The following is a 21,783-nucleotide window of genomic DNA, read 5'->3' on the forward strand; positions in this document are numbered from 1 at the left end:
ACGATGACGGAAATAGCCGTCCCGGCTATAGGAATTCATATGGAAACGGATGGAAAGACCCTTCGCCGCGGCTGGACCACGGGCACTTGCGCGGCAGCCGCCACGAAGGCGGCCTGCGCTGCCCTTCTGACCGGCGAGTTTCCTTACCCTGTCGAAGTCGAACTTCCAAGCGGCGCGAGGCCGGCATTTTCTCTCGCCACCGAGGAAAAAGGTGAAAACTTTGCAAGAGCCGGCGTCGTCAAGGATGCTGGCGACGATCCCGACGTGACCCATGGTGCGCTGATCGAAAGCACCGTGCGACGGGGAAAGCCCGGCAGCGGCATAACCTTCAAGGCTGGAAAAGGCGTCGGCACCATCACCCGGCCTGGATTGCCCCTGCCGCCGGGCGAACCCGCGATCAACCCCGTACCGCGCAAGATGATCGAAACCGCCATTCGCGAAGTAGCCGGAGACGGTGCAGATTTCGAAGTCGAGATTTCCGTTCGGGACGGCGAGAAAATCGCGGAAAAGACCCTGAATGGCAGGCTCGGTATTGTCGGCGGCATTTCCATCCTTGGCACCACCGGCATCGTCATCCCGTTTTCCTGCTCGGCATGGATCCACTCCATCTGGCGCGGCATCGATGTGGCGCGCGCCACCGGCTGCACCCATCTGCTCGGCGCGACCGGCAACACCTCCGAAAAGGCAGGGCAGGCAGTTTACGGCCTGCCAGAGACCGCACTGATCGATATGGGCGATTTTATCGGTGGCATGCTGAAATATCTGCGCAACCACCCCGTCGAACGGGTAACCATTGCCGGCGGCGTCGCCAAGATGACGAAGCTCGCCCAGGGCATGCTGGACGTGCATTCCAAGAAAGGCCTGGCCGATCTTGATGCGCTGGCGGTACTCGCAACCGAGGCTGGCGGAGATGAAAATCTTGCCCTCGCCATTCGTCAGGCCAACATGGTTGCGCACGCCTTTGAGCTGGCCGAACGCGCGGGGATAGACCTCGGCGCGATCGTTGCGGAAAAAGCCTGGGTAACAGCGGCTGCCGCTTTGAAGGTGCCCGGCATCGAGCTTGATATTCTGGTGTTCGATCGTCAGGGCACGCTCAAGGGACGCACCGCCTCCACGCCGTCGCATCAGCCCTTCGCATCTTCCTTCGGGGAGCGGAACCGCCGGACATAATCGGTACTATAAAGTGCGCTCTCGCGAAAATCCGTCGAGGCAAGCCCATGCCCGACGAAAATCAGCGCGGTCCGCTCCACCGGTTCGGCCGCCAGTTTTCCTTCGATGTCGAACAACGTGCCGCGAATGACCCGCTCATCCGGCCAGGAGGCGCGGACAACGATGGCGACTGGGCAATCGGAACCATAAAGCGGCGTCAGTTCTTCCACCACCTGGCCGATGGCATGGATGGCGAGGTGGATGGCAAGTGTCGCCCCCGTCGCACCGAAGGCTTTCAGCGTCTCGCCCTCGGGCATTTTCGAAGCGCGGCCCGAAATACGGGTCAGAACAAGACTTTGCGCCACTTCCGGCACCGTCAATTCCCGCTGCAGGGTGGCAGCGGCAGCAGCGAAAGAGGGCACACCTGGAGTCACGGTATAATCGAGACCCAGCCGTTCCAGCCGGCGGATCTGTTCACCCATGGCGCTCCAGACGGACAGATCACCGGAATGCAGCCGTGCCACATCCTTGCCGGCCTTTGCCGCCGCAACGAATTCCGCCTCGATCTCATCAAGCGACAGTGCTGCCGTATCGACAATGCGTGCATCCGTCGGGCAATACTCGATCAGCGCCTTCGGCACCAGCGAGCCGGCATAAAGGCAGACCGGGCAGGTAGCAATAAGATCGCGCCCGCGCACCGTGATGAGATCGGCAGCGCCCGGACCGGCACCGATAAAATGAACCGTCATTTTTGTTCTCCATGTTCGATGGCGCGGTCATTTCGCGCATCGATCGTCGTGGCGATGGCTACCGTCACATCGCCAACCACGAGACGCGCCGCGACCAGCCGCGCATTTTCTCCGGCGGCAGCAAGTGCCGCCGCTTCACTGACGCTGGGCGTCCCGGCATGATCAAGGCTTGCCTGTGAAAATGTCATTGTTTTCGAAGCAGCCGCCTCGAGCTGTTCCTTCGATACGATTTCAAGCGGCAGCGCCAGACCTTTCGCCGCTTCCGCAAGACCAGCTTCCTCGGCCTTGAGAGGCGCCGTCGCCAAGCGTTCTGCCGTCATGCCGAATGCGAACTCGGCAGCTCTCACAGCTGCAATAATTGCATCCGAACCCGTGCCTTTGCGACAGCCTATGCCAGCGACAGTCACCATGGCTTGACCCAGCTCCATTGCGTCACCGGCATCGCCGGACGCCAGCCCGACATGGAGCCGACAGCAACAACGCGCGACACATCGACACGGATCATCGAACCGCCGAATCTGGCATGGGCCGCAAGCAGCACCGCTTCCATTTCAAGCGTCACCGCATTGGCAACCAGCCGCCCGCCCGGTTTCAGGGCCTCCATAGCGCCTTCCAGCACACCCGTTTCGCTGCCGCCACCACCAATGAAGATCGCATCCGGTTGAGGCAGGCCTTCAAAAGCCGCAGGTGCTGCACCGATCATGACTTCAAGCCCCGGAACGCCAAATGCCTCGGCATTGCGGGCGATACGCTCCGCCCTGTCGGTATGCTGCTCTATGGCGATGGCACGGAGCGAGGGGTGCGACAGCATCCATTCAATACCAATCGAACCCGAACCGGCACCGATATCCCACAGCAGCTCGCCCCGGCGCGGAGCCAGCGATGAAAGCGTCACGGCACGGATTTCACGCTTGGTGATCTGCCCGTCATGTTCGAACAGGCTGTCATCCAGCCCCTGCACAAAAGGCAGGACGCGTGCGCCCTCAGCAGCAACGACATCGATAGCCACGACGTTCAAAGGATCGATGTCGTCAAAGGTAAAATCTACCGCCCTGATTTGCCGCCGCCTCTCCCGCTTTCCGCCCAAAGCTTCGAGCAGGACAAATTCCGACTGGCCGAAACCGGATTGAGACAGCAATTCCGCAATGAGAGCGGGCGCGCGCTCATCCGAAGTAAGCGCGATGATCCTCGCTCCGGGATGCAGATGCGGTCGCAAAAGATCGATGGAACGCCCGTGCAACGACACGCATTCGGTCGACTGCAAAGCCCAGCCAAGCCGCGCCGCGGCCAGCGAGAAGGCGGAAGGTGAGGGATAGCAGACTGTCTCCTCCGACGGTATCCGCCGCAGAAGTGTGACGCCGGCGCCATACAAGAACGGATCGCCGGAGGCGAGCACGCAGACCCGTCTACCGTGCAACGCCACGACATCGCTCATCTCCGCATCGAACGGCACCGGCCAAGGGCGCGCCTCACCACGAATGGCTGCAGCCGCCAGTTCCAGATGACGTTTGCCACCGAAAACAATCTCGGCCGCCTCTATTGCCGCCACGGCATTGCGACCGAGCCCATCCAGCCCATCTTCGCCAATGCCGACGATGAAAAGCCATGGCTTGCCTTTCTTTTCAGTGGAAGCTTTCTTTTGAGTGGAAGCGTTGCCCGTTCCGGAATATTCAGACGTCATGACACGCTCCATACTCATCCTTGGCGGCACGGCGGATGCCCGCATTCTCGCCGGCAAGCTGGCGGTGGACTCCGGCTACCGAATCCTGCTCTCCATGGCCGGTCGTACGCTTTCGCCAGTGGAACAGCCGGTGCCGATGCGCAGTGGCGGGTTTGGCGGTGCTGCGGGTTTGGCGGATTTCATCCGCACCGGGAATTTCGATATTCTGGTCGACGCCACCCATCCCTATGCGGCGAGGATTTCCGCCAATGCCATCGAGGCGGCACGACTTGCCAAAGTTCCGCTGATCATGCTTTCGCGCCCCGCCTGGGAGCGCCAACCGAATGACAATTGGCAGAGGGTCGATACCGTCGAACAGGCTGTTATCGCGCTCGGCGATGAAGGCAAGCGGGTGTTTCTGGCGCTCGGCCGGCAGGAACTTCTTCCTTTCGAGGCAGCACCCCAACACAGCTATCTCATTCGCAGCGTTGATCCGGTAGAGCCGCCGCTGAAGGTGCCGGATGCTCGCTATATTACAGCGCGCGGCCCCTTTGCGCTGGATGAAGAGATCCGCATGCTGGAGGAAAACCGTATCGGCACTGTGGTTTCCAAGAACTCCGGCAGCAACGCCAGTTACGGCAAGATCGAAGCGGCGAGGCGGCTCGGTCTGCCGGTTATCATGATCGAGCGGCCGCCACAGCTGAACGCCGCAATCCTCAATGGCGCGAACGTGCCGGATATAGCGACTGCGCTCACCGCCATCCGCCATCAGCTTTCTCTTCTCGAAAAACGCGGCGAGTAAACCAGCGGATCTTTGTCCGAACGCTCGATAAGACGGGTTTCCACCGAACCAACGATGATGCAGGTGGCCATATCCGCCATGTCGCTCGATGCTTCCGACAAAGGCACGACCCGGATGCGCTCATCCGCACGGCCTGCCGCACGGCCAAAGATCACCGGCACCGAGCCGGGCAAATGTGCGCGCAAAAGATCGAAGGCGGTGCCAAGCTGGTGCGGGCGCGCCTTGCTGACGGGATTATAGAAAGCCATCACCAATCCGGCTTCCGCAGCCGCGATCAGCCGCTTTTCAATAATCCCCCAGGGCTTCAAATTGTCCGACAGCGAGATGGCGCAGAAATCATGCCCGAGCGGCGCGCCGGCTCGTGCAGCAACAGCAAGCATGGCCGTCACGCCCGGCACGACCGAAAAGTCTATCTCACGCCATTCGCGCGGGCCATTTTCAATCGCCTCGCAAACAGCCGCCGCCATGGCAAAAACGCCGGGATCGCCGCCCGAAACCACGCAGACCTTGCCGCCCCCGGCTGCAAGCCGCAGAGCCTGTTCGGCACGGGAGATTTCCTCGCGATTGTCAGAGGCATGGCGACGTTGGTCGGGTCTGAGCGACAGCCGATCGAGATACGGAATGTAACCGAAGAAATCCTCCGACGCCTCAACGGCGGCGAGCGCCTCCGGTGTCACCTGCGCAGAACTGCCAGGGCCAAGGCCGACAACGACCAGCCTGCCGGTCATGGCGCTTCACCGCCAGCGGGTCTGGTTTTCCAGCCAGGTACCAGAACCAGCGAAAAATAGGGGGCGGGTGATGCGTCCCGCTCGATCAGCGGCACCGCATGGCTGTTCGCCATGGTGCCGCGCTCGACATACAGCGCTTCATTAAGCTTGCCGGCCTTTTCCAGCGCCCGGCGGATCTTCGGCAGGTTGCGCCCGACCTTCATGATCACGGCGCCATCCGTGCCGGACAGACGCTCTGTCAGAACATCTTCGGCAAGCGTGCCGGGAAGCACGCTCAAGATATCGTCACCCTGCACCAGCGGTAGACCGGCCATCGACCAGCAGCCGGACATGGCGGTAATGCCGGCAACGACCTCCGCCTCATAGGAAGGCGCAAGCCGCAGATGAAGATGCATATAGGAACCGTAAAACAGCGGATCGCCTTCCGACAGCACGGCGACATTGCGCCCGGCATCGAGATGGGCAGCAATATCCATTGCCGACTGATCGAAAAATGCGGCGATCGCACCGCGATAATCCTCGCCGTTTTTGTCGCTCTCGACGGTTACCGGATAGACCAGCGGCATTTCCAGTGTGCCCGGACGAATGAAGGCCTCAACGATACCGCGACCATTGCCGCTGCTGCCTTTCTTGCAGAAGAAGGCGAGAACATCGGCATTTTCGATGGCGCGCACGGCTTTCAGCGTCAGAAGCTCTGGATCGCCGGGGCCGGTGCCGACGCCCACGAGTTTACCCCTGGAATTTTCGAAAAGAGCCGCGCTCACAGACCTGCCCTCGCAACGGCGTTGACGGCAGCGGCCGTCATGGCCGATCCACCCATACGTCCCTTGACGATGGCATAGGGAATGCCGAGCAAACTAGCCTCCAGCGCATCCTTCGATTCCGCCGCACCGACAAAACCGACCGGCATGCCGATGATGGCAGCTGGACGTGGAGCGCCTTTTTCAAGCATCTCCAGAAGATAGAACAGCGCTGTCGGCGCGTTGCCGATAGCAACGAGAGCACCGTCCAGCTTTTCCGCCCAGAGATCGAGTGCGGCGGCGGAACGGGTATTGCCAATCGTTTTCGCAAGCTCAGGGGTGCGCGGATCGCGAAGGGTGCAGATCACGTCATTATTGGCCGGAAGGCGGGCGCGGGTCACGCCGTGGGCGACCATTTCCGCATCGCACAGAACGGGCTTGCCCGCCAGCAAAGCACCACGTGCAGCGACAACGAAATCCGGAGAAAAACGGAAATGGCTGGTCGCTTCCACCAGCCCGCAGGCATGGATCATGCGAATGGCGATATCCGCCTGATCTTCGGTAAAAGCGGACAAATCCGCTTCCTCGCGAATGATGGCGAAGGAGCGCTCGTAAATCGCATTGCCGTCGCGAATATAGTCATGGTCGGTCATCGGTCATCCTGTCGAAGCGCGGCAACGATTGCCTCCTTACCCAGACGGGCAAGCAGGTCGGCAGCGTTTTCCCCGGGCTTATGTTCTTTTTCGTAAAGACGGGCAAGCCGCGAAAGCGCCGTCCTCTGTTGCTCGAAAGGTAAAATACCGTCCTGCGGGTCGCAGGCGCGGCTCGAAAACGAAAAGGCGAGACCATCGGCGGTGCCGGAAAAGGTCAAAAACGAGGGGGCAGGATGCGCGCAACCCTTTCCGCAGCCGGAGAGATGCAGTGTGAAGGAGCCATCGAGCATGGAAGCTAGTTCCCGCGATGCAAAGGCCGCCAGATCATGTGTGGGAAAGAAAGCCGAAGCGCACCCCGGCGTGCCGGGACAGACAGCGATGGAAGATCGCGCATCACCTGCCCGTGTGATGAAACCGGCACTGTCCGCAATTTGCATCAGCGCATCGCAAGCATCCCGCGACCCGAAAAATAGCAGGCTATGATTGAGCGACGGCCGCAATGTTTCGATATCAAATGCGCGCGCCAGTCCACAGAGCCGCGACAGATCGGAAGCACGAACTTGCGCGAAAGCAGGAGTGATAACGGCAGCAAAGGTACCACTACCGGCCGCCATCAGCCCCAGGGGAGAGGAAGGCGCAGGCATCTCGCCTTGGCTCTCGCTATCTACCAGGCGGTCTCCGCAAATCGCCTTTATCGTCCGCAAATCCAGATCGCGGCCACGGGCAAGCGGTCCTTTGCCGGCCAGATGGACGAGCAGCAACAGGACAACATCCGCCGCCTTGTCGGCCTCAACAAATCCCGCGCGCAACGCCTTGCTCTCCGGACCTCCGACAAGCAATTGCCAGAAAACTCGATGATCGAGCCGCACCGCCTTCAGACGGATATCGGCCAGCAAATCGCCCATGGAAAGACGGCCGCCCCCATCGATGATGACGGACATTTTTGCGGCGAGCTTTTCGTGCAGCGCCAGCGCGGCAGCCTCTCTGCGAATCTCATCCGCAATAGCACTGCCATCGGCGATTTCCCGATCGTCCCGACCGGAAAGAGGTGAGGTCTCGACTGCCAGTCCGTCGCGAAGCGGCAAACCAAGCGCCAGAACATCATTCTCCAGGTCGCAGGCGCTTTCCCGCGTCAGGCCGCGAAATTGCAGGCTGCCGCGTGCCGTGATGTCGATCACCCCGTTGCCGTGTCGCTCAGCAAGTTCACAAAGCGCGATCATATCATGGGGCGCAATATCCGCCTCGAATGCGATGCGCGACAGGTAGCCGTCACCGGTCAGCATCGGGGTCGACAAGGCCGGACACGTGCCACGGCGGCCAAACGGCTGGACCGGATCGGAAGGGGCCATCCTCATGCGCCGACCCTTTCAGAACGGGGCAGGATCAGCATTTCAAGTTCCGCATCCACCGCATTGCGGCGGCTGTGCCACAACCCGCGACGACGGGCGGATAAAAAGCGCGTCGCCATGACCTCCGCCGCCTTCGGATTTTCCCGCAGGATGAAATCGCGCACGTCCTCATTGCCGAAATAGGCGTCGTAAAGCGCCTCGATCAGCGAGGAAGATACCGCATGGGTGGTTTCCGCAAAACCGATCAGCCGGTCAACCGTCTCGGCAAATTCCGCCGCCCCGCGCGGGCCGTGCCGCATCTGTCCGGCAATGAAGCGCGGATTGACGGCGCGGGCCCGAACAACGCGCGTCAGCGCCTGCGAAATGGATCGCGCGCGCGGACGCGCGGGATCGGTGGTATCCAGCGCCACAATATCGGCAACGCCGCCAAGGAGTGCTTTTGCGGCGGAAAAACCACCGATAAAGGCGACATCTGACGAGCCGTCGAGAAGATCGCGGCCCGGATCGTCACCGGTGTGAATGAGAAGATCGGCCCGGCGCACCAGCTCGACAAAACCGGCATCCTCGAAAATCTCAAGCCCATCCGCACCGCCAAAGGCATGGCTTGCCGCATCCAGATACGCCTGGCCCAGTTCCTCGCGTTCTTCCCATTTTCCGCTGGCGAGTTTTTCCTCTGTGCCCGCACCATAGGTGCCGGGTGCGGAGCCGAAGATGCGTGCCGGTATATGCCCGAGTGCCGCCGCTTCTTCCGCCAGCGGATTGTCACCCGGCGCTTCATCCCGCCGCGCGACGGCCTTGGCAGCGGCGTCTAGAAGAGCGATCAACGCCGGAAACATGTCGCGGAACAGGCCGGAAATCCGGAATGTGACGTCGACACGCGGCCGCCCGATACTCGCCGGCGGTAGAACCTCGATGCCTGTGACGCGGCCCGTCGCCGGGTCATGGATCGGTCTCGCTCCCATCAGATGCAGCGCCTGCGCCACATCCTCGCCGCCATTGCGCAGGCTGGCGCTGCCCCAGAGATCAAAAACCAGATGTTTCGGCCAGTCGCCATGGGATTGCAGATGGTGCCGAAGCACTTCTTCGCCCGCCATGCGGCCCAGCTCGAAAGCCGTCGGCGTCGGCATGGTGCGCGGATCGGCAGCATAAAGATTGCGGCCCGTCGGCAGGACATCGAGACGCCCGCGCGCGGGTGCGCCGGAAGGACCGGGGACAATATGGCGGCCATCGAGCGCGGCAAGCAGCGCTGTTTTTTCCGCCGCAGCACTTTCAAGCCTCAGAAGATCGGTCTCTCCTTCGGGGCTGCGGCCAAAAACATGCTGGCCATCCTTGATGGCGAAGTCCTTGAGATCGCAGAGGAAGGCGTCGATGCGCGACAGCGCCGCATCGGCATCGTCCTTTGCACCGACACCGGCATCCGCCGCAAGACCGGTTTCCAGCGCCTTCTCCACGATCAGTTTCGCCAGCCGGTCGCGGCGGCGGCGGTCGAGCCCATCCGCCTGCGCATATTCGTCGACGAGCTGTTCCAGAGCCGATTGTTCCGGCGAAAGCCCGGCATCTACCAGCACAGGCGGAACATGGCCGATCGTGACGGCAGCGATCCGCCGTTTGGCAACCGCCGCTTCGCCCGGATTGGAAACGATGAACGGATAGACCACCGGCAAAGACCCGGTGACGATTTCAGGAAAACAATCGCGGGAAAGCGCAACTGTCTTGCCGGGCAGCCATTCCAGCGTGCCATGCGCACCGACATGCACAATGGCATGCGCCCCTGCGACACGCTGCATCCAGGCGCCGAAAGCGACCAACGCATGACGTGGCGGCAGGGCAGGGTCATGGTAATCCACCCGCCGATCCTCATTTCGCCCACGATCCGGTGCCAGGGCTACGAATATCTGGCCGAAACGGGCGACGCGAAAACGGAATGCGCCGTCGGCTAGTGCGTCGTCCTGTTCGGCCGAACCCCACGTGCTATCCACGAAGACGGCAACCCCTTCAGGCAAACCCAAAAGAAAATCACGATAGTCTGAAAGTCCGACAGCCGCTTCCTGCTGCTCGACACAATCCAGCAAAGCCCGCGCCGTTTCGGGAATATCCGAAACGACATATCCTGCCGCGGCCAGATCGCGCAGCATTTCAAGCACGCTTTGCGGCACATCGAGACCAACGGCATAACCCGTGCGCCCCGGCGCAGCACCGGGATAATCCGGCATCAGAATGACGATCCGCCGTTCCTGTGGCGTGGACTGTTTTAATTGCAGAAAGGCAGCGATTCTGTTTGCCACCTGTTCGACGCGATCAGCCTCCGGTACATTGATGAGGCTGATGCCGCCATCAGTCCGCACCTGCTTGAATGATATCGCGCCAGCAAGAATCCGGCCATCGAGTTCCGGCAGGACCACATGCATGGCAAGATCGGAAGGGTTTAGACCGCGCGCATTTTCCGCCCAGCCGTCCCGTCGCGTCGTCGCCATAACCACCTGAAACACCGGCACGCCGAGGCGGTCAAACAGGGTTTTACCGCTGTCGTCCATCTGGCTGGCAAAAGCCGTGGCGGCAACGATGGCGGCGGGCTGGAGTTCGGGCAGTACTGTTTCGAGAAAGCGGATCGCCTCCCCATCCTTAAGGCCGCTGACGAAAATCGGCAATGGCGCAAAACCGCGCTGAGAGAGCGCGTTAAAAAGCGCATCCACCGGCGCCGCATCGGCCGCAAGAAGCATGGAGCGGTAAAAGAGAATGGGAAGGACAGCTGCACCGGCGGGAAAACCGGCGCAGGCTTCCGCCTGATCCACGACGCCTTTACCCGGCCGGTAAAAGCCGGCTTTCGGCAGCGGTTGAGCCTCGATATCTGGCCATGCGCCACCACTTACAAGGGCAGCAAGACCAATGGCAAGCCGGTCCATATTTTCCCGCCCACCCTCGCGGAAGAAGGCGAGGACGGACGCCAACGTCTGGCGATCAACAGTCGAGGCTGCTTCGAGCTTTTCGTCTCTCTCACTGCATTCACCCGGCAGGAGCATAAGTTTTATGCCACGTCGCCGCGCCATCGTGCTGAGCTGATCGACGCCATAGCGCCAGCGTTCCGCGCCGCCGAGAATCCGGATAAGGATGACACGGGCATGTTCGGCCGTCTTTTCGATCCACAGATCGACCGACATCGGATGCCGAAGCTCGGAGAGGTTGGCGGCGGACAGGGACGGAAGCGCGCCCTCTGCCTGCCGCCATGCCTGTTCCAGCCCGGCAAGATCGCTTGCCGAAAAAGACAGCATCACCACATCCGATCGCGGCTGGTTGAGATCAACCGGCTCGATCAGGTCGTCCAGAGACGAAGATGTGGTGGCGAGAATGTGCATTTCTATCAGGCGGCCAGCATCTGTTCGATCTTTTCGCGGTTGAGGCCCTTTTCGCCTATGACGACGAGGCGGCTGCGGCGCTCTTCACCGGCCGCCCAGGGACGGTCATAATAATGGTTGACGCGGCTACCGACTGCCTGCACCTGCAGGCGCATCGGCTTGGTGGATACTTCGACGAAACCTTTGATGCGCAGAACATTTTCCGCAGCCGCCGTCTCGGCGATACGAGCCGCCAGCGCTTCCGGATCGGTCACGGCCGGCAGGTCGATGACGAAGCTGTCGAAATCGTCATGTTCGTGGTCAAGTTCACCATCGTGATGGGTGCGGCGGTTTTCGATATCCTCTTCAACCGCAAGACCGAGGCCGATCAGCACGGCCGGATCGATGACGCCATTCGAGGCGACGACGATCTTTGCGGCCCGCGGCAAATGCTCGAGAATATGAGCCTTCGCCTTGTCCAGACCGGCGCTATCGAGCAGATCCGCCTTGGTCAGCACGATAAGATCGGCACAGGCGATCTGGTCCTCAAAAACCTCTTCGACCGGATCGTCGTGATCGAGGGCTTCGTCATTTGCGCGCTGGGCGGCAAGGGCTTCCATGTCATGCGCCACCTGACCCTCGGCAAGGGCAGCGCCATCCACAACAGCCACAACAGCGTCAACCGTCACGCGGCTCTTGATGGCCGGCCATTGAAATGCCTGCACAAGCGGCTTGGGCAGGGCAAGGCCGGAGGTCTCGATGAGGATATGCTCCACCTTCGGCTGGCGGCTCAGAATCTGCTCGATGGCCGGCTGGAAATCATCCGCCACCGTGCAGCAGATGCAGCCATTGGCCAGCTCAACGATGTTTTCCTCCGGGCAGCTCTCAATGCCGCATCCCTTGAGGATATCCCCATCGATGCCGATATCACCGAATTCGTTGACGATGATGGCAAGCCGCTTGCCATCTAGCTTTTCGAGAAGACCGCGCAGCAGCGTGGTTTTTCCAGCCCCCAGAAAGCCAGTGACGATGGTGCAGGGAACGCGGTCCAGAAGGGTGCTCATGATCTCTCCTCGGTAAAATCGAATGGGGGAATGCGCGCCACCATGCCGCGCTTCAATGTGTCGGGGCGGCCGCGCCAGGGCATCAGGCCGTCTGCGGAGGCGGCCAGCATTTGCGCGCCCGTGAGCAGGTCTTCCGCATCGTTGGTCGTCAGCCCGCCGAATACATAGGACCAGCCATCGGCACCGCGCAGCACGGCACTGAGGCCGCGTTTGCAATTGGCAAGGCAATTGACGGAGCGAACATCGATGCCGGAGTCACGCGCTTTTGCGATGGCAGCTTCCGCAAGGATGGTGCCGGGGCGCGGCTCCGCATTGGGATCGGTGTAGTCGCGACAGCTTCGGCAGACAAAAACGACCACGCCGGAAGCTGTGTTGGCTTCCATTGTCCCGTCCGCACAAGAAGATGTTGTGGTAATATCCAAACCGTTCCGCTTTCCGCGTCTTTAAACTCATCGGGGTGCGGATGTCGAAAACAGCGCACTGAAAAGCGCGGCTGCAAATCAATTCGACCGGCTGACCGGAGCACCCCGCCCGGGAGACGTTTTTTCCTGAACGGCAGGTCTCCTGGCTTGCGGCTTTAAAACACCCTGCACCACCTTCCCGGACCAATTTTATGGTCCAGTGGCTTCACAGTGCGGGCTTACCGCTTACAGTTGCGGGGGCAGCCACGGAATGACCCGGTATGGGGTGGAACCGTGTTCCCTCTTAGCTTTTCCCGTTGCCGGGAAAAGACCGTCAGTGCCCTACCCTTAGGCTGAACGGGCGTGACGGTCAATGCTGCCGGCTTGTCGATTGCCGGGTGCGGCAAATTGAGTATAGTCGCCGCTCCGAATGGCGGGGGCATACGGTCCCGCGCCTCTGGACGAGAAGGAAAACGCGATGACACGCGATATCAGCGACAGCGAAGCCGAACGCCACCGGCAGAAAATGGTCAACCGCAAGACGGTTCAGGATGCCGAAGTCGCGGAAAAGACCATCGAAAAAGGTCTGCTGATGATCAATACCGGCCCTGGCAAAGGCAAATCCACGGCCGCTTTCGGCCTTGCCCTGCGCATGCTCGGCACAGGGCGGCGCGTCGGCGTCGTGCAATTCATCAAGGGCGCATGGTCGACGGGTGAACAGCAGGCCCTGACTTTGTTCGGCGACAGGGTGGAATGGCGCACTATGGGCGAGGGGTTTACCTGGGACACGCAGGACCTGAAGCGCGATGTCGCGGCAGCTAAAAAGGCCTGGGACGAAGCGAAAGCACTGATGGCCGACGAGACGATCGGATTGCTGGTTCTCGACGAACTGAACATTGCGCTCCGCTATGATTACCTGCCGCTGGAAGAGGTCGTCGAAACGCTTTCCAACCGTAGATCCGATCTGCATGTCATCGTTACCGGCCGCAACGCCAAACAACCGTTGATCGACGCTGCCGACATGGTGACGGAAATGACCCTCGTCAAACATCACTTCAAGGCGGGCGTAAAGGCGCAGGCCGGGATAGAATACTGACATGACTGCACGTGTGCTGATGTTTCAGGGAACCGGCTCGGATGTCGGCAAATCGCTGATGGTGGCTGGCCTTGCCCGCGCCTTCGTCAGGCGTGGCCTGTCCGTCATGCCGTTCAAGCCGCAGAACATGTCGAACAATGCGGCGGTCACTGCCGATGGCGGCGAGATCGGTCGCGCGCAGGCGCTGCAGGCGCGGGCAGCAGGCGTTCCGCTGTCGGTTCACATGAACCCGGTGCTTTTAAAGCCGCAGAGCGAAACCGGCGCACAGGTCGTCGTACAGGGTAAAATTGTCGGCAATGCCAAAGCTGCCGATTATCAGCACATGAAAGCCGGGCTGATGCCGCGTGTGCTGGAGAGCTTCGAGCACCTGAAACAACAGGCCGATCTGGTGCTGGTGGAAGGGGCGGGAAGTGCTTCCGAAATCAACCTCCGCGCCAACGACATCGCCAATATGGGTTTTGCCCGCGCCGCAGATGCTCCCGTGATTCTGATCGGCGATATCGACCGGGGCGGGGTCATCGCCAGCCTCGTGGGCACAAAAACCGTTCTCGAACGCGATGATGCCGCGATGATAGAGGGCTTCATCGTGAACCGCTTTCGCGGTGACCCTACGCTGTTTTCAGACGGCATGCGGATGATCGCGGAAAAGACCGGCTGGGCGTCCATCGGGCTATTGCCGCATTTTTCCGATGCTGCGAAATTGCCAGCGGAGGACGCCCTTGGGCTTACTGGCCCAGCGCAACAAAAGCCCGGCGCGAAAATCCGCATTGCCGTGCCAATCCTGCCGCATATTTCCAATTTCGACGATCTGGATCCGCTCGACATGGAGCCGGATGTGGAACTGATCCGAGTGCGGCAGGGCGAGACCATTCCCGCCGATTGCCGGCTGGTTCTGCTCTGCGGTTCGAAATCCACCATAGCTGATCTCGCCGTGCTGAAAAATGCAGGCCTCGACATCGACATCAAGGCACATGTGCGCCGCGGCGGTTATGTTCTCGGTCTCTGCGGCGGATACCAGATGCTTGGAAAAACCGTTGCCGACCCTGACGGCATCGAAGGACCACCAATGACGGTCGATGGGTTGGGCCTGCTGGATGTGACGACGGTTTTGACCGGTGACAAGAGGCTCGTTTCCGTGCAGGGACAGAGTTTCGACGGAATTCCATTATCCGGCTATGAAATGCATGTTGGGGAAACGACGGGTGCTGCGGGCAAACTGCCATTTTCGACCATCGACGGGCATGCCGATGGCGCAATTTCGCCCGATGGCCGCATCCTAGGCACCTATATCCACGGCCTGTTTGCGGATGACCGCCAACGCGGGGCGTGGCTTGAGCGCCTTGGTGGGCAGAGCACGCAACTGAACTATGATGCGCAGGTGGATGCCGTTCTTGATCGCCTGGCTGCCCATATGGAGAACCACCTCGATCTCGACAGACTGCTTTCTATAGCGCGATAAGGATTGCCAGCAATCCGAACAGCGCGATCAGCAAGAAGTCTGCGATCCTCGCCAGCCTGAGCGCTTTGCGAATATCGCCAGCAACCAGTGTCGCTCTTCCGCCTTCGCCCATGAAACGAGCCTCGATCATCTGCCCGCCATAGGAGCGCGGCCCGGCCAGCGCAAAGCCCAGTGCCCCGGCCAATGCCGCCTCCGGCCAGCCGGCATTGGGAGAGCGGTGATGCCGCGCATCGCGGCGTATCGCGGCAATTGCCCCTTTCGGTGATGCACCCTTCACGAAAAACGCGGCGACCACGAAAAGACCGCCGCTCAGTCTCGATGCCGGCAAATTGACCAGATCGTCCAGCCGGGCCGACGCCCAACCAAAGGCCTCATGGCGTGGCGAGCGATGACCGATCATGCTGTCGGCCGTGTTGATTGCCTTATAACCCGCACCGCCTGGCAGCCCCAGAATACCAAGCCAGAGGGAAGGGGCGACAATGCCGTCAGAGAAATTCTCAGCCAGGCTTTCAATCGCCGCCCGGCAGATTGCCGCCTCATCCAGCGCCTGCGGATCGCGCCCGACGATCATGGAGACAGCTTTGCGCCCGCCGTCAATCCCCTCGCGTTCCAGCGCAATGGCGACGGCCTCCACATGCTGTTCCAGACTTTTTTGGGCCGGAAGTGACGCCCCAAGCACCGCAACAAGCAACAGACCAAGGGGCAATAAAAGCAGAACAGATTGCACTAACCATGCGACAAGCACCGTCAGCGCCAGAAAAACGGAAAGCGCCACGACGCCTGCCGCCTTGCGCTGCGAAAATGAAGCACTCTCCCGGTTCCATTTTTTGTCCAGCAGCGCGATAAGCGAACCGATCCAGGTGACGGGATGACCGATGCGTTTGAACAGCCAGTCCGGATATCCAGTCAGGCGTTCGATCAAGAGCGACAGAAAAGCGAGAGCGAAGAACATGGGCGATAAGGTACCGGAAAAAGCGCAGGCTGCGATCCGTCACGGCGGCAATCTCGGCAAGGCGCGTCTGATGTTTTCTGAAGCGCCGGAACCGTGGATCGACCTGTCGACCGGGATCAATCCGCACTCCTACCCGCATTCTCCCGTTCCCGCCAGCGCATTTGCCCGCCTGCCGGAGCCTGACGCGGCCGAAGAATTGAAAAGGCTGGCCGTCGCCTCTTTCGGCGCACCATCAGCCGGGCATGTGGCTCTGTCCCCCGGCACCCAAATGCTGATGCCATTGCTGGCTCAGCTGGCACTCGAACGCGGAGCGAAAAGCGGAGCCGTGCTCTCCCCCGCTTATGCCGAACATGCCCGAACCGCGCGCATGGCCGGACTGACCGTGACCGAGGTAGACCATATCAGTGATCTGTCAGCGTACGACTATGCGGTGGTGGTCAATCCCAACAACCCCGATGGTCGCATCACGGATCGAGAAGCTTTGTTGTCGCTGGCCGAGGCGATGCGCCGCAAAGGCGGCCTGCTCGTCGTAGACGAGGCCTTTATCGAGACAGGACATACGGAAAGTCTTGCGAATGCCGCAGGGCGCGACGCGCTGGTGGTGCTGCGATCCTTCGGCAAGTTCTATGGCATGGCAGGGGTCCGGCTCGGTTTTGCGCTTGCGCATCCCGACATCGCTGCCGAACTGGAGGCAAGGCTTGGCCCCTGGGCAGTATCCGGGCCGGCGCTCAACATCGCGACGCAGGCTTTGGCAGACAGGGAATGGCAATCATCCATGCGCCTCCGGCTTGCGGCAGAAGCACAGCGTATGAGTGAATTGCTCGAAAAAGCGGGCCTGAAGATTGCCGGCGGTACGTCCCTGTTTACCCTGGTGCGGGACCACCGGGCTAAAGAACTGTTCGATCACCTTGGCCTGCACGGCATTCTGGTGCGCATTTTTGATGAAAGGCCGAACGACATGCGTTTCGGCCTTCCCGGCAGCGAAGCGGAGTGGCAGCGCCTCACGGAAGCGCTGTTATCCTTCAATCATCCCTTGAACGTGTAGGTCGCAATAGAATCCGGCTTCATTTCAATGGAGAAACCGGGCAGCTTCGGCGGCATGTACGCGGCATTGCGAATATCGCAGGGTTCGATGAAATGCTCGTGCAGATGGTCGACATATTCGATCACGCGGCCTTCCTTGGTGCCGGAAACCACGAGATAGTCGATCATCGACAGATGCTGCACATATTCGCAAAGGCCGACGCCACCGGCATGCGGCCAGACCGGCAAATTGTATTTGGCAGCAATCAACAGAACCGCCAGCACCTCGTTAAGACCACCCATGCGGCAGCTGTCGATCTGCACCACGTCGATTGCACCTTCGGCGATGAACTGCTTGAACATGATACGGTTCTGGCACATTTCGCCGGTCGCCACCTTCACGGAGCCGATGGCTGCACGGATCTTGCGATGGCCGGCGACATCGTCCGGGCTGGTCGGCTCTTCAATGAAGAAGGGCTTGGCGAAGGCAAGTTGCTTGACCCATTCAATCGCCTGATCCACTTCCCACACCTGGTTGGCGTCGATCATCAGATAACGGTCGGGGCCGATCACCTCGCGGGCTATGGTGAGGCGGCGGATATCGTCTTCGAGATCACGGCCAACCTTCATCTTTACATGGTTGAAACCGGCATCGATCGCTTCCTGGCAAAGACGGCGCAGCTTGGCGTCGTCATAACCGAGCCAGCCGGCTGATGTGGTGTAGCAGGCGTAGCCTTCGTTCTTCAGCGTCTCGATACGTTCCTTTTTGCCGCTTTCGGCTTTTTTGAGGATCGCAAGCGCATCGTCCTTCGTCAGCACGTCAGTTAGATAACGGTAATCGACGATATCGGCGATTTCTTCCGGGCTCATATCGGCAACAAGCTGCCAGACCGGCTTTCCCGCCTTTTTGGCCAGCAAATCCCAGACAGCATTGACGACAGCGCCGGTGGCGAGATGCATCGCGCCCTTGTCCGGGCCGATCCAGCGAAGCTGGCTATCACCAGTCAGGTGGCGCCAGTATTTGCCGGGGTTCTCGGTCACCGTCGCCAGATCGGTTCCCACCACCAGATGGCGCATGGCCTTGATGGCCATGCAGCAAATCTCATTACCGCGGCCAATGGTGAAGGTCAGCCCGTGGCCTTTCAGTTCCGGTTCGTCGGTGTCGAGAATGACGTAAGCCGCCGAATAATCCGGGTCGGGGTTCATCGCATCCGAACCATCAAGGCTCTGGGAGGTCGGAAAACGCAGGTCGAAAACTCGCAGATCAGTAATTTTGGTCATGGCCGTTCACTCGCGGTCAGTGTCAAAGGATATCGTTCAGTCATGGTGGAAGGTTTCTTCCATCATTGCCCACCACTCGCCTTCCTTGCGGCTTTCGAGTGGTTGCTGGCAGGGAATGGTGAAAGACCACCATTCCTGGTTCTTTGGGCTTGCCGCCATCTTCGCCATATCGGCGCTGAAATCGGTGCCGTGATATTCCCAATATCCGAACAGCAGATTTTCCGGTTCGCGCAGGAAGATCGTGTAGTTGCGGATGTTGCAATCGCTGATGAGCGCCAGAATTTCGGGCCAGACGGCGGAGTGCAGTCTTCTATATTCCGCAATCATGTCCGGTTTGACGCCGATGACCATTCCCATGCGCTGCATACAAAACTCCGTTATTGCTTGATGGTGGCGAGCGCCGCACGCAGTTTCTGCTGCGGCACGTTTAACCCCAGACGTTCCGCCGCTGCGATGACCGGGACAAAACGACGGCGTTTCTTTTCATCGTGATTGCCTGAAATGTCCGCGAGCCGGTGGGCGAGAAAGGGGTTCAGGAAACGCTCCCGCACAGCACGGATATAGGCTTGCGCTTCTTCCCCCATGCCTTCTGCGGCAAAGACCGGCAGAACCTCGTCCAGCCAGAGCGTTTCCAGATCTCCCGAAAGCGCATCGTCGGCCATTGCCTGCCGCACCGTCTCGTCTTTCGCACGGGCATCCCGCAACCATCGCTCCGCCAGATAGGAATGACCAAGATTGAGCAGGAACAGCTTCAGCTTTTCATAGCGGTCGAGATCATCAGTCAGCACCACCGAAGGGTGGGTGCAGGGCAGAACAAGGCCCTCCTGCTTCTCGATTGCCCAAAGCGCATAGGGCTCGGCAACTGCGCCAACCGGATCGATCGGCTCGGAAACGATGCGGTCTACAAGGCTGTTGGCAAAACGGCATTTCTCATTCAGGTAGAAGCCGAAACCCGCCGGCAGCTGCCATTCGTCGGCAAGCTGGCGAACAACCTCTTTCAACCGGTCGCCGTTGCGCGGAACAAGCTCGCAAGGAAAGATCGATACAGGGGCTTCCGGATTGGTCTGAAAACGTTCCAGCAGCAACAGGCAGAGCTTTGCCGGAAAACTCTTTGGCACAAGCGTGAAGTCGTCGGCAAGACCCGGCCCGTCGAACGAATCCAGCTCATAACCGCGGTCACCCGTATTGGACAGAATGACCCCTGCCCCGCAGGCGATGCGCCGCACCTCGGCCCAGTCGGCCGCCGCCGTCAGCGCGCGCGCGACAGCCTTACCTGGAATTTCCTCATCCACCTCTTGCCCATCGCGAATGCCGCGAATGCGCACCGGATAGGGCGTGCCATCGTTCAATGCTGCCACACGCTTCAGGCTCTCCGCATTGCCGGTCGTCTGGACGATTGCGATGCGCCCGAGAGCCTCGCCTTTTTCCAGCGCCTGCGAAATGAACAAATCCGCATGGGCCAGAAGAAAGCGGCTGGTACCGAATTGCAGGATGGGTGTGTCGGTCGTCATGCGACCTCCACCATGCCCTTGATGACTCCGGCTTTCGGATCGGTCAGCCCGGCGAATTTGGAAGGCACATCGGCAAGTGTCATGCGGTGAGTGATGAGTGCCTCCGGTACCTTGCCTTCCCGCAGCGCCTGCAGCACCCGCTCGAAATCCTCCGGCGTGGCGTTGCGGCTGCCGAGCAGCGTGGTTTCGCGCTTGTGAAACTCGGGATCGTTGAAGGAGATGTCGCTGGCCACGATGGAAACCAGCACATAGGAACCGCCGTGGCCGACGAAGGAAAAGCCACGCTCCATGGCTTTAGGATTACCGGTCGCATCAAAAACGGCATCGAAGAAATCGCCGCCGGTGATATCCGACAGGCGATCCTTGTCGCCCTCGCCAAGCGTCACCGTATGGGCAACGCCGAGATGGTCCTTGCAGAAATCCAGCCGGTCGGTGCGCCCGTCAATCATCGTCACCTCGCCGCCATCGAGAACGGCGAAAACCGCAACCGCCATGCCGATCGGACCGGCGCCGACGATCAGGACCTTCTGACCCTTTTCCACCGACCCACGACGCACGGCATGCGCGCCAATCGCCAGAAATTCGGTCATTGCCGCCTGATCGAGGCTCAAGCCCTCCGCCTTCAGCACGAATTGCTGCGGAACGCTCAGATATTCGACCATGCCGCCATCGCGATGAACGCCAAGCACGCCGATGTTGCGGCAGCAATTGCTCTTTCCTTTGCGGCAGGCGCTGCACTCACCACAGGAAATATAGGGTATGACGGTAACGACATCGCCCGCCGAAAGATGGCTGCCTTCCGGCGCCTCTTCCACCGTGCCGGAAAGCTCGTGGCCCATGATGCGCGGATAGGAAAGATAAGGCTGATTACCGGTGAAAATATGCAGGTCCGTGCCGCAGACACCAATGCGACGAATACGCACCAGCACTTCACCTTCGCCACGGGCGGGCTTTGGTAGTTCCTTGGGGACAAGTTGACCGGGGGTCTCGCAGAAAATCGCCAGCATGCATCACCTGTTGGGAAGGGAATAAAAACGAACGGCGTTGCCGCCAAAGACGGCCGCATGGTCGTGCTCAGGCACGATTTCGCGGCAGAAGTCCAGCCATTCCTGATAGTTGCCAGCCAGCCGCAATACCGGCCAGTCACTGCCGAAGATCACGCGTTCGCCGCCGAACAGTTCCAGAATGGTTTCGGCATAGGGCCGGACGGCTTCCGGTCTCTGCTCGCCACGCTCGGTCAACAGGCCGGACAGCTTGCAATGGAGGTTGGGAAGGGTCGCCAAAGCTGCCATGTCCCTGCGCCAGTCGCCATATTGGCCCGTGGCGATAAGCGGCTTTGCGCCGTGATCGATGACAACAGGCAATTGCGGATGGCGGCGCGCGAAAGCGAGAAGATGCGACAGATGCGGCGGCAGGACCAGCGCATCGAACACCAGTGCATGTTTCACCAGCGCATCCACAGCGGCATCGAGCGCGGGATCGTCGATCCAGGTCACATCATCCATGCCTTGCAGCATCGGCCGTACGCCCTTGAAGGCCGGATGTTTTGCCCGCCGGGAGATTTCCGCCGCAGCATCCGCGGACTTCATGTCCACCCAGCCGACCACGCCCTTGATGAAATCGGTGCTGCCAGCCAGATCGAGCATGAAATCCGTATCGGCCGCACTTTCCATCGTCTGCACCAGCACCGTTCCGGAAACTCCGGCCTTTGCCAGCAGAGGAGACAGATCCTGCGGAAGAAAATCCCGGTAGATGGCAGCCAGAGACGGTGGCGGCCATTGCCCGGCACGATCCTTCATCAGCCAGAAATGCTGGTGGGCATCGATGATCATCG

At 60.5% G+C, this 21,783-nt stretch carries 21 protein-coding genes and 1 riboswitch; of the genes, 5 read left to right on the top strand and 16 right to left on the bottom strand.

What is annotated here, in order from left to right; translation table 11 throughout:
• Nucleotides 1-39 precede the first annotated feature (39 nt).
• Complete coding sequence (locus ASD46_RS16210; protein WP_029658816.1) at nt 40-1,170, top strand: cobalt-precorrin-5B (C(1))-methyltransferase; 1,131 nt, start codon at nt 40-42, stop codon at nt 1,168-1,170.
• Here ASD46_RS16210 and cobM read toward each other — a convergent pair.
• From cobM to ASD46_RS16225, 3 genes are read right to left on the bottom strand one after another with little or no spacing between them, the layout of a single operon-like run.
• Nucleotides 1,125-1,898, bottom strand: a complete 774-nt coding sequence (cobM, locus tag ASD46_RS16215) for a precorrin-4 C(11)-methyltransferase (RefSeq protein ID WP_025594672.1) — start codon at nt 1,896-1,898, stop codon at nt 1,125-1,127. The two genes, ASD46_RS16210 and cobM, sit on opposite strands and share 46 nt — an antisense overlap.
• Nucleotides 1,895-2,308: a cobalamin biosynthesis protein gene (locus ASD46_RS16220; protein ID WP_060642525.1), complete on the bottom strand. Its 414-nt coding sequence runs from the start codon at nt 2,306-2,308 to the stop codon at nt 1,895-1,897. The genes cobM and ASD46_RS16220 overlap by 4 nt, the downstream gene beginning before the upstream one ends.
• Nucleotides 2,302-3,579 carry a bifunctional cobalt-precorrin-7 (C(5))-methyltransferase/cobalt-precorrin-6B (C(15))-methyltransferase gene (locus tag ASD46_RS16225; protein ID WP_025594676.1) on the bottom strand — a complete coding sequence of 426 codons (1,278 nt, stop codon included), beginning with the start codon at nt 3,577-3,579 and terminating at the stop codon, nt 2,302-2,304. The genes ASD46_RS16220 and ASD46_RS16225 overlap by 7 nt, the downstream gene beginning before the upstream one ends.
• On the opposite strand from ASD46_RS16225, the gene ASD46_RS16230 reads away from it, so the two are divergent.
• A complete protein-coding gene (locus ASD46_RS16230) occupies nt 3,578-4,360 on the top strand; it encodes a cobalt-precorrin-6A reductase (protein WP_060642526.1) in 783 nt (260 codons plus the stop codon). The genes ASD46_RS16225 and ASD46_RS16230 overlap by 2 nt on opposite strands.
• Here the strand turns inward: ASD46_RS16230 and ASD46_RS16235 are convergent.
• The 7 genes from ASD46_RS16235 to ASD46_RS16265 are packed head-to-tail and all read right to left on the bottom strand — an operon-like array spanning nt 4,327 to nt 12,609.
• Nucleotides 4,327-5,088, bottom strand: a complete 762-nt coding sequence (locus ASD46_RS16235) for a precorrin-3B C(17)-methyltransferase (RefSeq protein ID WP_025594678.1) — start codon at nt 5,086-5,088, stop codon at nt 4,327-4,329. The two genes, ASD46_RS16230 and ASD46_RS16235, sit on opposite strands and share 34 nt — an antisense overlap.
• Nucleotides 5,085-5,852 carry a precorrin-2 C(20)-methyltransferase gene (locus ASD46_RS16240; protein ID WP_025594680.1) on the bottom strand — a complete coding sequence of 256 codons (768 nt, stop codon included), beginning with the start codon at nt 5,850-5,852 and terminating at the stop codon, nt 5,085-5,087. Before ASD46_RS16240 ends, ASD46_RS16235 begins: the two co-directional genes overlap by 4 nt.
• Nucleotides 5,849-6,481, bottom strand: a complete 633-nt coding sequence (locus ASD46_RS16245) for a precorrin-8X methylmutase (RefSeq protein WP_025594682.1) — start codon at nt 6,479-6,481, stop codon at nt 5,849-5,851. Before ASD46_RS16245 ends, ASD46_RS16240 begins: the two co-directional genes overlap by 4 nt.
• Nucleotides 6,478-7,836, bottom strand: coding sequence for a precorrin-3B synthase (gene cobG, locus ASD46_RS16250; RefSeq protein ID WP_025594684.1), 1,359 nt, complete (start codon nt 7,834-7,836; stop codon nt 6,478-6,480). The genes ASD46_RS16245 and cobG overlap by 4 nt, the downstream gene beginning before the upstream one ends.
• Nucleotides 7,833-11,183 carry a cobaltochelatase subunit CobN gene (cobN, locus tag ASD46_RS16255; RefSeq protein WP_025594685.1) on the bottom strand — a complete coding sequence of 1,117 codons (3,351 nt, stop codon included), beginning with the start codon at nt 11,181-11,183 and terminating at the stop codon, nt 7,833-7,835. The genes cobG and cobN overlap by 4 nt, the downstream gene beginning before the upstream one ends.
• Before the next feature lie 5 nt (nt 11,184-11,188).
• Nucleotides 11,189-12,226, bottom strand: a complete 1,038-nt coding sequence (gene cobW, locus ASD46_RS16260; protein ID WP_003516415.1) for a cobalamin biosynthesis protein CobW — start codon at nt 12,224-12,226, stop codon at nt 11,189-11,191.
• Nucleotides 12,223-12,609, bottom strand: coding sequence for a DUF1636 family protein (locus ASD46_RS16265; RefSeq protein ID WP_025594687.1), 387 nt, complete (start codon nt 12,607-12,609; stop codon nt 12,223-12,225). Before ASD46_RS16265 ends, cobW begins: the two co-directional genes overlap by 4 nt.
• 153 nt (nt 12,610-12,762) lie before the next feature.
• A riboswitch (cobalamin riboswitch) is annotated at nt 12,763-12,978 on the bottom strand.
• Between the two features lie 127 nt (nt 12,979-13,105).
• Between ASD46_RS16265 and cobO the strand changes: the two genes are divergently transcribed.
• A complete protein-coding gene (cobO, locus tag ASD46_RS16270; protein WP_025594689.1) occupies nt 13,106-13,723 on the top strand; it encodes a cob(I)yrinic acid a,c-diamide adenosyltransferase in 618 nt (205 codons plus the stop codon).
• Nucleotide 13,724: 1 nt separating this feature from the next.
• Nucleotides 13,725-15,182 carry a cobyric acid synthase gene (locus tag ASD46_RS16275; RefSeq protein WP_025594690.1) on the top strand — a complete coding sequence of 486 codons (1,458 nt, stop codon included), beginning with the start codon at nt 13,725-13,727 and terminating at the stop codon, nt 15,180-15,182.
• On the opposite strand, the gene cbiB is transcribed toward ASD46_RS16275, so the two are convergent.
• Complete coding sequence (cbiB, locus tag ASD46_RS16280) at nt 15,169-16,134, bottom strand: adenosylcobinamide-phosphate synthase CbiB (protein WP_025594692.1); 966 nt, start codon at nt 16,132-16,134, stop codon at nt 15,169-15,171. The two genes, ASD46_RS16275 and cbiB, sit on opposite strands and share 14 nt — an antisense overlap.
• Between cbiB and cobD the strand changes: the two genes are divergently transcribed.
• Entirely contained in the window at nt 16,133-17,179 is a 1,047-nt protein-coding gene (gene cobD, locus ASD46_RS16285; RefSeq protein ID WP_025594693.1) for a threonine-phosphate decarboxylase CobD, read from the top strand. The genes cbiB and cobD overlap by 2 nt on opposite strands.
• On the opposite strand, the gene ASD46_RS16290 is transcribed toward cobD, so the two are convergent.
• Genes ASD46_RS16290 through ASD46_RS16310 form a run of 5 tightly spaced genes read right to left on the bottom strand, consistent with a single transcriptional unit; the run spans nt 17,161 to nt 21,781 of the window.
• Entirely contained in the window at nt 17,161-18,438 is a 1,278-nt protein-coding gene (locus ASD46_RS16290; protein WP_003516405.1) for an L-fuconate dehydratase, read from the bottom strand. The genes cobD and ASD46_RS16290 overlap by 19 nt on opposite strands.
• 36 nt (nt 18,439-18,474) lie before the next feature.
• Complete coding sequence (locus ASD46_RS16295; protein ID WP_060642527.1) at nt 18,475-18,804, bottom strand: L-rhamnose mutarotase; 330 nt, start codon at nt 18,802-18,804, stop codon at nt 18,475-18,477.
• A gap of 11 nt (nt 18,805-18,815) precedes the next feature.
• Complete coding sequence (locus ASD46_RS16300; RefSeq protein ID WP_025594696.1) at nt 18,816-19,949, bottom strand: mannitol dehydrogenase family protein; 1,134 nt, start codon at nt 19,947-19,949, stop codon at nt 18,816-18,818.
• Nucleotides 19,946-20,956 (bottom strand): zinc-binding alcohol dehydrogenase family protein, encoded by a 1,011-nt coding sequence (locus ASD46_RS16305; protein ID WP_025594697.1) that lies wholly within the window; start codon nt 20,954-20,956, stop codon nt 19,946-19,948. Before ASD46_RS16305 ends, ASD46_RS16300 begins: the two co-directional genes overlap by 4 nt.
• Nucleotides 20,957-20,959: 3 nt before the next feature.
• Nucleotides 20,960-21,781, bottom strand: coding sequence for an amidohydrolase family protein (locus tag ASD46_RS16310; RefSeq protein ID WP_025594699.1), 822 nt, complete (start codon nt 21,779-21,781; stop codon nt 20,960-20,962).
• Between the last annotated feature and the right edge of the window lie 2 nt (nt 21,782-21,783).

The organism is Rhizobium sp. Root491, from assembly GCF_001427205.1.
In the GTDB taxonomy this organism is placed as follows: Bacteria; Pseudomonadota; Alphaproteobacteria; order Rhizobiales; family Rhizobiaceae; genus Agrobacterium; species Agrobacterium tumefaciens.

Bases quoted from the DNA above. Each gene is read 5' to 3' on its own strand.
- ASD46_RS16210 (WP_029658816.1), top strand. From the start codon at position 40: ATGGAAACGGATGGAAAGACCCTTCGCCGCGGCTGGACCACGGGCACT.
- cobM (WP_025594672.1), bottom strand. From the start codon at position 1,898: ATGACGGTTCATTTTATCGGTGCCGGTCCGGGCGCTGCCGATCTCATC.
- ASD46_RS16220 (WP_060642525.1), bottom strand. From the start codon at position 2,308: ATGGTGACTGTCGCTGGCATAGGCTGTCGCAAAGGCACGGGTTCGGAT.
- ASD46_RS16230 (WP_060642526.1), top strand. From the start codon at position 3,578: ATGACACGCTCCATACTCATCCTTGGCGGCACGGCGGATGCCCGCATT.
- ASD46_RS16225 (WP_025594676.1), bottom strand. From the start codon at position 3,579: ATGACGTCTGAATATTCCGGAACGGGCAACGCTTCCACTCAAAAGAAA.
- ASD46_RS16235 (WP_025594678.1), bottom strand. From the start codon at position 5,088: ATGACCGGCAGGCTGGTCGTTGTCGGCCTTGGCCCTGGCAGTTCTGCG.
- ASD46_RS16245 (WP_025594682.1), bottom strand. From the start codon at position 6,481: ATGACCGACCATGACTATATTCGCGACGGCAATGCGATTTACGAGCGC.
- cobG (WP_025594684.1), bottom strand. From the start codon at position 7,836: ATGAGGATGGCCCCTTCCGATCCGGTCCAGCCGTTTGGCCGCCGTGGC.
- cobN (WP_025594685.1), bottom strand. From the start codon at position 11,183: ATGCACATTCTCGCCACCACATCTTCGTCTCTGGACGACCTGATCGAG.
- cobW (WP_003516415.1), bottom strand. From the start codon at position 12,226: ATGAGCACCCTTCTGGACCGCGTTCCCTGCACCATCGTCACTGGCTTT.
- ASD46_RS16265 (WP_025594687.1), bottom strand. From the start codon at position 12,609: ATGGAAGCCAACACAGCTTCCGGCGTGGTCGTTTTTGTCTGCCGAAGC.
- cobO (WP_025594689.1), top strand. From the start codon at position 13,106: ATGACACGCGATATCAGCGACAGCGAAGCCGAACGCCACCGGCAGAAA.
- ASD46_RS16275 (WP_025594690.1), top strand. From the start codon at position 13,725: ATGACTGCACGTGTGCTGATGTTTCAGGGAACCGGCTCGGATGTCGGC.
- cobD (WP_025594693.1), top strand. From the start codon at position 16,133: ATGGGCGATAAGGTACCGGAAAAAGCGCAGGCTGCGATCCGTCACGGC.
- cbiB (WP_025594692.1), bottom strand. From the start codon at position 16,134: ATGTTCTTCGCTCTCGCTTTTCTGTCGCTCTTGATCGAACGCCTGACT.
- ASD46_RS16290 (WP_003516405.1), bottom strand. From the start codon at position 18,438: ATGACCAAAATTACTGATCTGCGAGTTTTCGACCTGCGTTTTCCGACC.
- ASD46_RS16295 (WP_060642527.1), bottom strand. From the start codon at position 18,804: ATGCAGCGCATGGGAATGGTCATCGGCGTCAAACCGGACATGATTGCG.
- ASD46_RS16300 (WP_025594696.1), bottom strand. From the start codon at position 19,949: ATGACGACCGACACACCCATCCTGCAATTCGGTACCAGCCGCTTTCTT.
- ASD46_RS16305 (WP_025594697.1), bottom strand. From the start codon at position 20,956: ATGCTGGCGATTTTCTGCGAGACCCCCGGTCAACTTGTCCCCAAGGAA.
- ASD46_RS16310 (WP_025594699.1), bottom strand. From the start codon at position 21,781: ATGATCATCGATGCCCACCAGCATTTCTGGCTGATGAAGGATCGTGCC.